We start from the raw sequence: 16,613 nt of genomic DNA, 5'->3' as shown, positions 1-16,613 counted from the left end.
CAGTTCGTTCGGGCCAAGCTTTTGCTTCCGCTCCGAGTGTTGAAATTCAGGATGCCCAGGGCAACCGAGTTACTTCATCAAACGCATCGGTGACCGCCGTGCTTACAAAGGGTCTAGCCGGAGCAACCGGGCTAACCGCCACCGCAACTGCGGTCAACGGTTTGGCAACATTTACTGGGGCCAGCTTTGCCGCTTTGATTGGCAGCGACTACACGTTGGTCTACCAGGCCACCAACCTGACCAGCGCCACCTCAAACCAGTTTGAAATCAAGAGCGGTGTCGCAGCCGAGGTTCGTTTTGTCGATAACCCGATTGCGATTGGTGCCGGCATTGCGTTTAACACTTATGTAGCAAACACTTCGGCAAGCGATGTCGTGCCAAGTGTTGAAGTTGTTGACGCAGCTGGAAACCGCATTACCGATGCAACTCAGCCGGTGGTTACCGCAACCTTGCTAACCTCTGCCGGTGCCGAGGTTACCGCGATGCCGGCTGGCGTTACCGCAACCAACCTGCTCAGTGGCAAGTCGATTACCACCATCAACGGATATGCGACATTCAACTCGCTCACTGCTCGTGCGCTGGCAAACACATATAAGTTGCGTGTTTCGGCAACCGTCGGTGGGGTAGCGGTACCAACTTCAGCTACCGCCGACTTCACCGTGCGCAATGGTTTGTTGTCGAAGGCGGTTGTTGAAGCTGCGGGTGCAAATGCAAGTTCGGGTTCGGCATTTGCTACCCAGCCGGCAATTATTCTGCAAGACGCGTTCGGAAATGCATACTCATTCCGTTACGACGGTGCTAGCACAGCAACTTATGGTTCGTCATCAAATGGTCTCTCGATGAACTCGGCTATCACGACGGTGGCACCAGCAGATACCCAAACACTGACTCACACTTGGTCGGCTCTTTTATCGGGAAAGACAACGGCTTCGGGCTTAGGCCTTCGCGGCTTGGTTAACGTAGCAGCAGTAGTTACATATGAAATCGGATCGCCATTCGCTTCAACTTACTCGGTTACCCAAACTTGGAATCTGCAGGCTGGCGCCCCGACTACGATCAAGTTGACCCAGCAGCCGCTGGGTGGCAAGAGTGCCTCAACCTTGACTCAGTCGCCGATCATTGCGCTGTCTGATGCAGAAGGAAACACCGCAACTTCGACTCTTGGTTCTGCAGTAAACATCACAATTTCTTCGGGCACCGGTTCAATCACCAGTGGAACAACTAGCCTGCAGATTCCTGCGGGTCAGCTGTCGGTTAGCGCCGGAACAATTGGCTTCACGGGTACGGTCACGATTCCACATACCCTAACTTTTGCTACCACGGGGGCCTTCAGCAAGAGCATCACATCAGAACCATTCTTCTTGGCCCATGGTGCACCTGCAAAACTCGAATTTGCTCCGGCGGTTTCGACTTATGCGGGATTGCGTGAAACCGTGATTGATTCTGATTCTTACTGGGGCAATGACCCGAACTACTTCGACAAAAACTTGCCGACTAGAGCAACTAAAAACTTGACCTCAATTTTGAACTATGCCGGCGGCGGCTATGACTCAACACTGAATAGAACTTTCGACGCTAATGTCACTTCGATTGCCTATCAGTTCCGCGGTTATTTCAAGGCGCCCAGCACCGGCAACTACAAGTTCAGAATTCGCGGAGACGATGGAAACTACCTCTGGGTTGGCTCAGAGGCCCTTGGTAACCCATCGCCTTACACCGGTTATTCGGTCATGGGTAATGCTGCTTCGAGTTCTCAATTTGGCGGCGTCAGCAACGCCGATGCCGATAACCCAACATGGGATCCGGATGGCGACAACGGTGTTACGACCTCTGACATTTACCTAACTGCGGGTGACATTGTTCCTATTCGTATTCAGCAGGGTAATGGCGATGGCCCAGGTTACATATCGTTCTGGTGGAGTTTCAATGGCGGCTCTGAGAGCACCGACTTGAGCCAGCATTTCTTCAATAACTGTCAACCCGACGTCTACTGTGTGCTGCCAAACCAGTCGGCCACAGGTATTGCCGAGGGCACCCCGTCAACCACTGTGAGTGCCGGCGTCTACACCAACTCAGGTGCTTTATTTGCGAAGCAACCTCGCATTGTGATCAAGGATGCTGCTGACAACATTGCAACCAGTGACAGCAGTACCCGAGTCACTGCGCGCGTTGTCGGCACTGGTGGCAAGTTGCTAGGAACCGTAACTAGAACTGCAAAGAACGGTTACGTCACTTTCGATGACCTAAAGCTTGCCGGTCTAGAGAACACCAACTACACCCTTGAGTTCTCGACTGCCACAATTACCGCAAGCGACAAGATTGCCAAGGCAACTAACCTGCAAGTCAAGCACGGTAAGGCCACCAAGTTGGCTTTCGCCAGCGCACCGGCAACCAGTGTTCAATCGGGGGTTACCCTTGCCAATTTCAGCGTCAATGTGCTTGATGCTGAAGGCAACATCATCACCGATAACGACTTCAACGCTGACGGGGTGACTGGCGACAGCCTCAATCTCGTGCTTAGCGGATCAACCGGTGCTGCCGTGAATGGCGCTGGCAACTCGGCAACCGCAGCGGTTACCAACGGTGTGGCCACCTTTACCGGAGTGAAACTGAATGCGGCAATTGGCGACTACACAATCAGCGTCGATTCGGCCACTGCAATCGATGGCTCAACCGGTGATGCCAGCCCAATCACCGCTGATATTTCAGTAACTGCAGGTGCGCCAGCCAAGGTTGTCGCGGTCGAGCAGCCTGCCAAAGTTGCCGCGGGTGTCAACCTAACAACTGCACCAACGGTGCGCATCCTCGATGTGAATGACAACTGGATTAGCGACGACTCGACCACCAAAGTTACCGTCAAGCTAAAGAAGTCAAACGGCACCGCAGACAGCAACTTCAGCGCGATTGAGCAGCAGGCGGTCAACGGTGTTGCCACCTTCAGTGGCTTGCACTTCGACACGCTTGCCGCTACCGGCTACACCCTCGAGTACCAAATCACCGAGGTTGCCGGCACCGATGTGTCTGGTGCAACCACCGCTGCATCGAGCGCATTTGAAATTACCCCAGGTTCCGCAGCCAAGTTTGAGTGGGTCGCCGAGCCTGCATCGACCATGGCCAACAACACGATTTTGACTGGTGAAAGCGGTGCTGCCAGCCCAGTAATTCAGGTCAAGGATGCCTTCGGCAACAACACCGCTACCAGCAATGACGTGACCTTTACTGTCAGTGCAGCCGCTCAAGGATCAGCGGAACTCACCTCAATTTCTGGTGCAACTGCAAGTTCGGTCAACGGTTTGATCACCTTCGACGCGCTCAAACTTCGTGGCAAGGTTGGCGATTACGATCTAACCTTCAGTGCCAAGGATGCGGCCGGCAACACCATCACCGACCTGGTCTTCAATGCTGGTGCAACCAAGCGCGTGACTCTCACCTTTGGTGCACTTGACCACATTGAATTGGCAACTGCCGCTTCAGGAACCCGAAATGACCTGATGTTCACCACCCAGCCGATTGTGCGTGTGCTCGACATCGACAACAACGTAATCTCTAATGCCACCGGCGCTGTTTCAGTTGCGGTTTCAGCTGCACCAAACGGCGGATCAATCGCATTCAAGTCGGCAAGCCAGATGAACGCGGCCGATGGTATTGCTGACTTCGGTCTGATTTCCGGAACCAAGTTGGGCTTAGTTGGAACTGCCGGTGACTACACCCTCACCTACTCATATAGCGGAGTGGGTTCGGTCACCCAGCAGGTTACTTTGCTACCGGGCACCCCTGCTGCAATCAATGTTGTAAACCAGCCACAGGCATCGGTGGTTACCGGTGAAGCCATGACCGGCGCAGTCAAGGTTGAAATCACTGATGCCAGCGGCAACCGCGTCACTCAGGAAGATGCACTCTCAGCGACCACTTTGACCCTGGTTAAGAGCGATGATCTAAGTGCAGTTGCCGATGTGCCAAGTGTTACTCGCTCAGCCGTAAGCGGCTTTGTCGAGTTTGCCGGCCTAAACTTCACTGCCGCCCCAGGCTATTACAAGCTCAAGTTTGTGATGAACGGCGACACTGAATATTCCGACAGTTTCAGCATTGTTAAGGGCAACGCTCACCACTTCGAAATTGAATTTGCACCCGCTGCGAACAGCATCCAAAGTGGTGTTGTCTTTGGCACTCAGCCTCGAATCGTGATTTATGACGCCAAGGGCAACCGCCTAGATTCACTTGGAATTACCGTTACCGCAAGTGTTGTGGCTGCCCCTGCCGGCAGCGTATTCGATGCCGGCAACGCGGCAAGCTCGGCAGATTCAACCGACAATTCGCTTAACAACATCCAATTCGATGGCATGAAGCTGGAAGCACCGGTTGGTCAATACAGGTTGCGCTTCACCGCTACCGCAACCAACACTGCGCTGCCAATTCATAACACTTCGGTCGACAGCCAGTTGTTCTCGCTGTCGCACGGTTTGGCTAACAAACTCGCTATTTCTACCCCGGCTGCAAGTGCTAAATCTCGCTTGGCACTTGGCACTCAGCCGGTTATTACCGTGCAAGACTCTGCTGGTAACACCATCACTTCGAGCAACTCGCGAGTTCGCGTAACCTTGGCAGATTCAAACGGCCAGGCCACCAACGCCGTCAACTTCTTCAACACTTCAACCCAGGCAACCAGCACCGAAGTAATTGCCGATACCGCTAATGGTGTGGTCAACTTCAGCGACATCGCGCTAAAAGGATCGGCGGGAAACTACCGTTTGGTCTACAGCATTGTTGATACCGCTGGCAACCAAGTTTCCGGTACCAGCAGCACTTTCCAAACCATTACTTTGGCTGCCGGTGCTGCGGCAAAACTTGCCATCACCCAGCAGCCTTCGGTCACCATTGGCGCCGGAGTGGTCTTCAGCAACGCACCGAAGGTGCAGTTGCAAGATGCCGATGGCAACAACATCACCGACAACAACACTTCGACCGTGACTGTCTCACTGGTCACTAACGACGGCCAAACTCCGGCAACCTACAGCTCAGCTATTGCCAATACCAGCAGCACCGTAACCATGATCAACGGTGTTGCAACCTTCTCCGGTCTCAAATTTGGCAACGCGCTAGCTAACAACTACAACCTTTCATTCCAGTTCAACGACCTAACCGCGCCGGCCGGCAGCGTAGTTTCAAACGACTTTGAGATCATCCCAGGCAAGCCACACAGCATTTCGTTTGTTACTGCCGACACCAAGCCAAAGACAACTGCGGTCAACAACGTTGTTTTGAAGTCTGCAGTTGACGCAGAAATTCGATTGGTTATCAAGGATGCCTTCGGCAACATTGTTACCGCCGATGACAGCACTGTTGTTACCGCCAAAGTTAAAACCGCTGGCGGCACCGTTACTTCGCTAACCAACTTCACCGAGACAGCTGTCGATGGCGTGGTGGTTTTCGATGAGCTCACTTTGCGAGCCAAGGCTGCAAACTATGTGCTCAGCTTCACCGCGGCCAACGCTGACAATGCTGTTGATGGCAAGTCGGTAGACAGCGATTCAATTACTCTTACCGCTGGCTCGGCTCACCAACTAGCCCTTACTCGCCAGGCGGCTGGCGCCAAGAGCGGCGCGGCGTTTACCACCCAGCCTGAAGTTGCCTTGCAAGACATTGACGGCAACACCATTACTGCAGGTGCAAACAGCACAGTTGAAATCACCGCGACCGTGACCCCAGTCAATGCTGATGGAACAGCACGCACCGTGGCAACCGACCCAACTTTCACCGGTGTTTCAAAAATGAATGCAGCATCGGGTGTTGCAAACTTTGGCGGCATCGCAGCAAATAACCTCGGCCTAAATGCACTGGTCGGCAACTACCGAATCACCTTCGGGGCGACCGGACTAACCCTGGCCCAGGTGCCAAGCCAAATTATCTTGGTGACCCCTGGTGCTGCCTCGGCGATCACTATCGAAACTTCGATGCAGTCCAAGCTAAATGCCGGCGACACCTTGGCCACAGCGCCACAACTATATGTGCGTGATGCCATGGGTAACCACATCACCGATGACAACACCACCACTGCCCGAGTCAGCTTGATTAAGCCGGCCGCACTTTTGGCCAACGGCGAGAACGAGGTCGTCACAACTTCTGCGGCAATTGCGGCGGTGAACGGTGTGATTACCTTCAACAACCTCAACTACGCATCAACCCCGGGCGCCGACTACAAGTTGCGTTTCACCAGAACCGGTGCAGCCACTGGTGTATTCAGCGAATCGGCCGTATTCGAAATCGGTCACGCCGTTGCCGACCATTTCGAAATTGCGCAGGCACCTTCCAGAGCTGCCAGCGGATTCGACCTGACTACCCAGCCGGTACTTCGTTTGGTCGACCGATTCGGTTACACGGTTTATGGGGTTAGCGATGTTTCGGTTAAGGCTGAACTGGTTAACAAAGCCAGCACCGATGTCTTTACCGCCAGCGATGTGAATGTAGATGCATTAACCGGTTTGGCCACTTTCACCGATGTTCGAATTGCTGCCAAGAAGGGCAACTATCAGTTGCGCTTTACCGCGACCGATGCTGCCGCCACCAAGCGTCCGGTTGATCAGAAGATACTAACTTCGGCGACCTTTGCTCTTACTCACGGTGCTGCGGCCGACATCCGTTTGGTTACTGCGGCAGCAACCGCTAAGGCCGGCGCTGTTTTTGGCACCCAGCCAGTGATTGAAATTGTCGATGACCAAGGCAACCGCGTTGACACCGGTGCGCAGGCAGCAACAGCCCTGACTGTGGCAACCAGTTACACCGGCAGCCGGGCAATTCCGGCCACCTTCTACCTAAACCGCAACTCGGTAACTACAAGCGCCGGACTGTCGCAGTTTGGTGACGATGCCAAAAAACTTGGTCTTGAAGGTACCGAGGGTGCTTACACGCTCAGCTATTCGGCAACCTTCTTGGCCGGTACCGCCGACGAATTTACTAAGACCGTAAGTCAGAGCATCACGCTAACTCCGGGTGCTGCATACAAGTTGGCCGAGTCGGTTGCGCCAAACAGCACCAATGTCACCGGTGCCAACTTTGCTACCGCGCCTGCGGTTAAGGTTCTTGACCAGTGGAACAACCACATCACCACCGAGAACTCGGCCACCGCGACCGTAAGTTTGGTCAAGCCAAACTCGTTGCTGGCTCAAAGTGAAGTTCAGGTCAAGACTGCGTCGGCTGCGGTTGCCGCGGTCAACGGTGTTATCACCTTCAATGGTTTGAAGTACACCGATAAGCCAGGCGAGGGCTATGTCTTGCGCTACACCTTGGTCAACGGTGTCACCACCGCTGATTCGAGCTCATTCGAATTATTGCCGGCGGCACCAGCCAAGCTCGCTTGGGTTACCCAGCCCTCGGGCGCTCGCAGCGACATCAACCTAACTCAGCAGCCGGTTATTCAGGTGCTTGATGAATTTGATAACCCGGTCAAGGATGCCAACACCTCGATTGTGGCAACTGTGGATAGTGCCCCAGCCGGTTTGCAAGTTTCGGCCTCTTCGGTAGCTTCTTCGGCAACAACGGGCCGAGCAACCTTCAGTGACTTGAAGCTAACCGGTGAGGCTGCCAGCTACACCGTTCGATTCACCGCTAATAACCCGGGCACGGCCGTGAACGGTCTTTCACTGACCGCCTCGGTTCAGCTAATGCACGGTGTTGCCAGCAAGCTAAGCCTTACCTCAGCCAGTGGCGCCTACGCCGGAACCGCGATGAGCAGTGCGGCCGAGGTGCGCATCCTCGATGCTCAAAACAACTTAGTCACCGATGATTTCTATCTCGCCGGTGGCACTGCTCGCGCCGACTCGCGTCTAACTGTTTCGGCCAGTGTCACCAGCACCGACATCAACTGGTTGGGCCGCACGGTTGCCACCAGCAACCGCACTGTGACAATTGACGCGGTTAACGGTGTTGCCGACTTTGCCTACCTGGCTACCGGCTTTGGTCTAAACGGAAAAGTTGGCACCTATCAGATCAACTTTGCTGCCACCAACAGCGCCAGCGAATCGATGACCGCCAGCCAGTCGATTCGACTAAACCACGGTGCCGCTGCCAGTGTGACAATCAAGTCGGGCAAGCAGCCGCAGACCAGCATCGCCGCCGGTGATGTTTTTGCGCCGGTGCCAGAACTTGCCCTGTTCGATGCCTTCGGCAATGCGGTTGACACCAACTCGACTAGCCGCGTCAAAGTTCAGCTAATCAAGGCCAGCGACGAAACCGTGGTCTCAACATTCGGTCAAAACTTCCAGGCGGTGTCGGGTGAAGTTGCGCTCTCCGGTCTAAAGTTTGAAGATCAGCCGGGCGACTACAAGTTGCGCATTTCGTTGCTTGCCACCGATAACGCTGAGCTCAGCACCGTTATTTCGAACACCTTTACTATCACTCCGGCAGCACCTGCTCAGTTTGTGCTAATCAGCAACGCGCTAGGTTCGGTGCCAACCGGCGTGGCGATTGCTCCGAACCCAACTTTCGAGATTCGCGATCGCTTCGGCTACAAGGTGCCGACCGATAACTCAACCGTGATTACCGCGCGTTTGAGCACCGGCTCAGGCACACTAACCGGCACCATCGAAACTGCCGCCAACGGTGTGGCCAGCTTCGATGCGCTAGTGCTTTCATCAACTCCGGGCAGCTATGAGCTTTCGTTCAGCGCCGTGTCAAACGGTGTGACGCTGACCGCGCCAAACGCAATGCAGTTCACCCTCACTGCCGGTGCACCGCATCGACTCGTTATCAACCAGGATGCCGCCGGCGCTCGCTCGCGCATGGCGGTTGCCACCGCACCGATCATCCATGTTGTTGACAGTGCAAACAACCTGGTTGTTGCCGAACCGGTTGTTACCGTAAGCCTCACCGACATGGCCGGTAACCCAGTTTCTTCGAACGTTGCAACCCTTCAGGGCGATGTCACTCGCGTGACCACCAACGGTGTTGCCAACTTCGGTTTGAGTGACACTCTTACTTCGGTTGGTGTCGAGGCCCTCAAGATTCAGGGTGTGGCCGGCGATTACAAGTTGGTTTACAGCATCGCTGCTGGCGACAACTACTCGGCCACATCGATAAGCCAGACTGTTACTTTGGCTGCCGGTGAAGCCACCAAGATTTTGATGGCCACCGAGCCGGTTGCCGCGAAGACCGGTAATGTGCTGATCACTCAGCCTGCTGTGCAGTTGCGTGACGCCGACAACAACCCGGTTCAGTCTGATAGCAGCACCGTGGTTAGTGCCGAAGTTATCGGTGTTGAGGTAAATGGCGTTACCCCAACCGATGGTCGCTTTATCGATTCAAGTTTTGCTACTTTGCTCGCGGCACCAACCCAGGTTGCCAGCAACGGTGTGGCACGTTTCGATGGTTTGCGAGTTAAGGGTGAGCCGGGTAAAACCTATGCAATTCGTTTTACCTCTGGTTCGCTGACTGCAACCGTTTCGGCCGGTTTGGTCTTCACCGCCAACGACCCGCACAACATCGAAATTACCCAGCAACCGGTTGGTGGCGTCAATGGTGCCGTCTTGCCAACCGGTCCTATCGTTCGAATCGTTGACCGCTTCGGTTATGTTTTGACCAACGACTCAACCACCTATGTCACCGCGGTGATTGACTCGGGAACCTCGGGTGAGCTGGGCGGCGATGTCACCGTGCAGGTCAGCCAAGGTATTGCCAACTTCAATGGCTTGAGACTTTCTGGTTTGGTTTATGAGGGCAACACCACCAACCGCATGAACTACAAGTTGAAGTTCAAGATTGGTTCGACGGTCACCTCGACGGCAGCAACCGAAAGCATCAACCTAACTCCGGCTAAGGCTTCAAACATTGAGGTTGTCACCTTTGCCGATGGTGCACGCGTTGACCAACCTTTTACTCAGGCGCCGGTCATCAAGATCACCGACTTCAAGGGCAACTTTGTCGACACCTCAGGCACGGTCGAGTTCACCGCGGTTCGAACTGATGGCGCCAACGGTGCCATTATCGGCGGCCCATTCACGGTACCTAACGGTTATGCTCAGCTAAGCGCTGCGGGAATGACTGGTCTGATTGGCGACTACACCCTGAGCTACAAGGTCACTATTGCCCGCGCCGGCGACGCCGACCTAGTGCTCAATACCAGCCACAGCATCAGCCTGGCGCACGGTGATTTGAACCGCATTGCAGTAACCACTCAGCCAAACTCAGGAACCGCAACCGGTGAAACCCTGCTCACTGGCCCAGTGGTTAAGTTGCAAGATGTCAGCCTGAACACGGTTACCGGATATGCCGCAACTAGCATGACCGCAACCTTGGTTGATGCCAGCACTTTGGCTCCAATCGCCGGTACCGAAGGTTATGTTGTTGACGGCACTCAAACAGTCACCACCGCATCCGGTGTCGCCGATTTCGGCAACATCAAGGTGGTTGGTTTGCCAGCTAAGGCCTACAAGCTCAAGTTCACTTTGAACAACGGTGCGCAAACCTTGCCAACCGCATTCTCGAACAGCTTCACCGTCACGCACGCCGCCCCGGCTTCGATTGTGATTAGCCAAGAGCCGGTTATCGGCGCTAAGAAGGCTGGCGAAACCTTTACTACCGCGCCGATTATCACAATCAAGGATGCCTTCGGCAACACCGTCACCAGCGCCAACAGCGACTTCGTGGTTGCTTCGATTGCTGCCGGCACGGATGGTGAATTGAATGATGCGGCTCGCATCCAAGTGGCTAATGGTGTGGCGATCTTCAGCGACCTAACCTTGGGCGGTCTGGTTTACGAGACCGGCACCATCAACCCAATGGACTACCGCCTAAAGTTTGCTCTCGAGGGTTCTTCGTTTGAGGTAACCAGCACCACTGACTTGAACCTAAACCCTGGCGCACCTTTTGCCTTGGTGATGCTAACTCAACCGGTGTCAAGCGAAACTGGTGTTCCACTAACCACCATGCCGAAGCTTGGTTTGGTCGATAAATGGAACAACCGAATCACCAGCCACACCCCATTTGATGTGACTATGACTGTGGCACCGAACAACGGTGCGCTAAGTTTCGTGCAGCCGCTGCCCGATGCCAACAACCCGGCCGATCCAAATGCTCCGGTTGTCGATCGGGCAACCCGCACCATGGTTAACGGTGAACTTGAATTTACCGATGCCATTCTTACCGGTTTGCCAGGCCAGGCTTATGCCTTTACCTTCCAGTCAGGCGCGGGCACATCGGTTCGTTCGGTTTCAAGCACCGCAATTCAGGTTTCTGCTGGTGCTCCGGCCCGAATTGCCATAACAACGCCGATTATCGGTGGTGTGACCGGTGAGGTTTTGGCGCAGCAGCCAATCATCACGGTTTACGACGCCTTCAATAACGTTGTCGATAACGCCGGATCTATCTGTGTCACCGCCTCACCAAACAACTCGGCCATCACTTCGATTTCGGCTGTGAATTCTCCGGTGCGCCTCAACCCGCTAATGGTTTGCGCCACCGACGGCACCATCGAGTTCACCGATCTTATTGCCGGTGGCTCACCTGATGCCGCGCACAAATTCAACTTCACCGCTGAGGTTCCACAGACCTCAGTTCGCCAAAGCTACAGCTTGGTTACCACCTCGGCTGAGTTCAACTTGGTCAACGACGATGCGGTTGGCTTTGCGATTGTGAACCAGCCGGTTGCATTGCGCACCGGCGATGAGTTCAGCACCATGCCGACTCTGAAGATTGTTGACCAATACGGCTACCTGGTAAAGAACGACAACAGCACCGAGATCGAGGTCACCTCGAGTAACCCAGCCGATGCCGTGCTTTCGGGCACCACCACGGTGACTGCAACCGGCGGTTTGGTTCGCTTCAACGACCTTTCAGTTGTGGCAAGACCCGGTGTTGAATACACCCTGTTCTTCAACGAGTTAAACCCGAACGTTACCTGGGCTCAGGTTCAGTCAAACGCCTATTCGGTTTTGCCTGGTGTGCCGGCAAAGCTTGTGGTGCGCACCTCGGCGGTTACCTCGCTTACCGGTGAAGTGCTGACCGTTCAGCCGGTTATTGAGGTACTTGACCGATTTAACAACCTAACTACCGACAACGACTCAACCGTGGTTTCCGCCTCGATTAGCACCGATGATCAAATCGGCGCGATGACCGGAAACGTAACTGCTCGAGCTGTCGACGGTGTTGCCAGCTTCGAAGGTTTGGCTATGGTCGGTTATCCGGGCACTGTCTACACAATCGACTATGAAGCTGGTACTTCGATTGTTGCGGCCGAAGACACCAACAAGATTGTGAAGAAGGTCACCGAGCTCGAGTTGGCTTACGCCGATGTCACCTATGTTCGCAACCTGTTGGTTGAACCGGACACCAACAGCATCGAAGACCCTAACGGTGTGCCAACCTATACGGTCGCTGCAGATTCGGCGGCTGTGTGTAGCGTCAGCAATGCCGGTGACGTCACCGTTACCGGTGCCGGTGAGTGTGAAATAACTCTTTCGGTGCCAACTCGCGACTACTGGTTAGCCAACAGCGTGACCACCAGCTTCACCGTGGCCAAAGCCGATCAGCCGGCACTAGTTTTCACGAACGCAAGCAGCATCCAGTTTGGAAACAGCTTGAAGCTTGAAATTACTCAGGCTGCCGGTAACATCACCGATTTGCCAACCACCCCGCTGGTTTACACCACCACCGGCACCTGTGAAGAGCTTGGTGGCAAGTTGTTCTTAGGTGATGCTGGCACCGCCTGCACCGTGACCGCCACCCGAGCCGGAAACAGTAACTTCAACCCGGTCTCGGCAACCCAATCAGTTACCGTGACCAAAGCTGAACAGCCTGCACTTGAAATCTCGACCGCTCGCACCTTGCAAATCGATCAGGTTGTTGAATTGCACACCTACGGTGGGGCCGGCGAAGGCGCGGTGAGCTACCAACTTGCTAGCGGTGAAGAGTTCTGTGAAGTTTATGAAGAAGAAGGTGTTTGGTGGTTGAAGGCGCTCGCCGCCAAGACCGTTAACGGCAACATCGCTATCGCCTGTAGCGTCGATGCCCAAAAGGCTGACTCGACCAACTACATCGCGGGTGACCTAACTAGCGCCTCGTTCACGGTCAACAAGCAAGAGCAATTCTTGACCTTCGCTTCGGTTGTGCCAATGTATCCGGTTGCGCAAAGTGACGCCCCGGTAGTTGACCCTGCCGCTCCTGCTGCCCCAGCAAACAACAATGTTTACAGCTACCAGGTAAGTGCGGTCAGCAACGCTGAGGCCGAGGTTATTTACACCCTTGCCGCCGATTCAATCGACAACTGTTCGATTACCGGTAACACGGTAACGTTTATCGCGGCCGGCGATTGTGTGGTTTACGCCGACTCTGGTGCTACCGAGTCGCACCTGGCCGCGCCTAGAATTTCGCAGACTATTGTGGTTGGTTCGCTAAACCAGACCATCACCATGGCTGCTATCGCAGACGCATTTGTCGGCGACGCCAACATAGTTTTGAAAGCCACTTCAAACTCGGGTGCCGCAGTCGGTTTCACAACTGCCAACAGCAGCATCTGTTCGATTGACAACAACGACACCGCCAACGACCCAAGTGACGACACTTTGGCGATAAACATGGCGGGTATCTGCACCGTTTACGCCAACGCTGCCGCCGGCACCAACTACACCGCGGCATCAACTGTTGCGCGCAGTTTCAAGATTTTCGCCGCCAAGGCTGGCGCACCGTTTATTACCTCGATTTCACCTTCGAACCGCACCGTGACCGCATCGTTCACTACGCCGTCGTTCAACGGTGGTGCTGAAATTACCGCATACCGAATGGTGGCAACCCCGGTTGAGGGCGATCCGATCGAGACCTCAGACTGTGCGGTCAGCCAATCAGGTTTGAACACCTGTACCTTGTATGGCCTCACTAACCGCGTGGTTTACACCCTCACTGTTCAGGCAATCACTTTTGTTGGCTACGGTGAAGAGTCGCCGGTATCACCAGAGTTCACTCCGGCTCCAAGTTTGATGGCGGTAACTAGCCTGATTGCGATCGCCACCCCAGATGGCGACATTGATCTTGTCTGGCGCGAACCAGACGCCATCCTTGGTGAGCTTCAGTCTTACGACATTTATGCCAAGTTGCGCGGGGGCGACTATGAAGAAGATTCGCTTGATGCCGTAGCTGCCGGCGAGGTAATTAGCTACAAGGATGCGCAGACCGGTGAAATCACCTTTACCGTGCCGGTTGAGCAGTTGCCAGGTTACGTGGCGCCTGAACCCGAGGTTCCACCAACCGATCCAAACACCACACCGGTTGATAATGGCTCTGGTGGCAACGTTGCACCGGCAACTTTCTCGAGCGCAAGTTTCGGTGGATACTCGGTTGGCAGCTTCAGAATGGCGTCGATGACCGGTTATCCGTTCTCGTCGCCTGCGGTTGCGGCGCCGGCTGCCAACGTAGTTCGTGTCAACAATACGACTGCGACGACTAACAACACCACGCCAACTAGCACCGACGCCGCATCTTACGAATTCAAGATTGTGACCATCACCGATGAGGCTTCGGCTGAGTCTGAAGTTAACACCGCAAACGCGGTGCAGACTCCGAAGACTGCACCTGGTGCACCAAGCAAGTTGGTCGCCGAGGCCGAGGGAATTGCGGCTCTGAACATTACCTGGGGTGCTTCAACCTTCGACGGTGGTTCGCAAATTCTTGAATACAAGTTGTCGGTCGATGGTGTCGAACTGCGCACGTTCAGACGTGCCAACACTTATGTGATGCCTTCGCTTCGCTACTCGACCACCTACGCGGTAACTGTTACTGCCCGTAACGCCGTGGGTGTTTCGCAGGCTGCAACCGTTTCGGTGACCACGATGGCTAACCCGACTCCGCCGGCGCCACCGGTAGTGCCTTCGCCACAGCCCACGGTGAAGCCAACACCTAAGCCAACCGTTAAGCCAAGCCCTGGCGCCAACAATGGTGGTTCGACTGTTGCGCCGACGCCAACACCAAGCGCCTCACCAAGTGTTGAACCAAGTGAAGAGCCAAACGAGCCGATCGCTGCACCTGAAGAAGAGAACGAAGGCCCATTTGCTGGCTTGGATGACTTCTTCAGCGACCCGGGTGCGGCTGTTGCCGACCTGCTTGAAAATCTTTTTGGTATCGAGTTCGGTGGCCCAGTAGCGAACCCAGGAATTGGTGCAACCGGTGATGATGATGCTCCACCAGCACCGTTCGACCCGCTTGCCTCAGAAGAGGGTGTTGCGGCGATGGCCGAAATTGTCTCAGACGCTTTGGTTTTGGTTGCCGGTATTGCTGCTGCAGCCGCGGCCGCAGCCGGTGCTGCCGGTTCGATGGGTTCGATGGGTTCAGGTACTGGGTCAAGCAACACCGGATCAAACTCATCTGAAGCTGGTCGCCGCCCTGAAGAAGAAGGTGAAGAGGGCGAAGTTTCAGAGCTTGAGGTTTCGCAGGATCACCTAACTTTGGTCAAGAAGGCCTGGGGTGACAAGCTGGCGATGTTCACCATCCCGTTGATCACATTCTTAGACAAACGCAGCCACAATGCTGCCGAGCGAATCGGCAATATTTCGCCGCTGATTGCCAAACTCATCAACGATGCCGCTTACCTTCGCGCGATGCTCGGTTCAATCAGCTTGGTTGGCCCAATCGCTGCGGCAATTCTTGGTATAGCCGGTGTCATCGACAACAATGCCGCAATGGCAGCCGGTGAATTCGATGCCATCATCACACCGCCTTGGTTGATTTTGCTGGGCATCGCGGTGCTTGGTGCGTTTGATGCTTCTGCCGGTTTTGTTGGCGCTGCAACCTACATTCTCGGCAGCCTGCTAACCGCCGGCCACCTGCCTTCAACCAGTGAGGTTCAAACCATGATGGGCATTATGGTTTTGGCGATGGGTCCAGCCATTTTGACCACCGGTTTCCGCGTGTTGCGCAAGTTCCCAGCAACCGACGGAAACATGATTTGGGAACGTATTGTCGACTTTGCAATTGCTCCATTCATTGCCGGTTGGTCGACGATTGCCATGGTTAGCGCGATGCCTGCGCTTGCCGGTTTGACCTTGGATGTGGCCAACCACGTAAGCGACTTTGCCTGGGCGATTGCGATTGCTATTGCGATTCGTGTTGTGCTTGAAGAGTTCGTGGCGCGAGCTTTCCCATATCGACTAAATGAAATCAACCCAGATGAGATTCCTGATCCATCACTGATTCAACGGGCGATTGTGTTGGGCATCAAGTATTTGATTTGGGTATTCATCGGTGGTGCCCTAGTTGGCCCAGGATGGCAGGTTTGGGTGGGTTCAGCTTTGTTCTTGCTGCCTGCAATTGGTGGTTGGTTTGCCGACCGTTTGCCTAACTCGCCGCTTATCTGGCGCATTTTGCCAACCGGTTTGCCAGGCCTGGCCTTCAACCTATTTATTGCCTCAGCTTCGAGCCTGCTTATCACCGAGTGGTTCGGGCGCGAGCCGGCTTTCGCTCAGTTCACTTTTGTGCTGTTGCCGCTGCCGCTATTAGCGCTGAGTGTTTTGGGCATGTTTGGTCGCGAGGGTGCCACCGAGGATGAAGACCGCCCGGTCAAGGCATACAAGTGGCTTTACCGAATTGGTGGAGTTGTGATGCTAATCATTACGTTGCGCCTTGCCGGAATTATTTAG

At 54.7% G+C, this 16,613-nt stretch carries 1 protein-coding gene (running past one end of the window); it reads left to right on the top strand.

What is annotated here, in order from left to right; genetic code table 11:
• On the top strand, positions 1–16,613 hold the 3' portion of the coding sequence (locus tag A4Z71_RS06275; protein ID WP_070955045.1) for a GLEYA domain-containing protein. The gene continues 16,228 nt to the left of window position 1, outside the view; only the last 16,613 of its 32,841 coding nucleotides appear in the window; the start codon falls outside the window, past its left edge; the stop codon is at positions 16,611–16,613.

Source organism: Candidatus Rhodoluna planktonica, assembly GCF_001854225.1.
GTDB classification, from domain to species: domain Bacteria; phylum Actinomycetota; class Actinomycetes; order Actinomycetales; family Microbacteriaceae; genus Rhodoluna; species Rhodoluna planktonica.
This window is presented reverse-complemented; position numbering and strand designations above follow the sequence as displayed.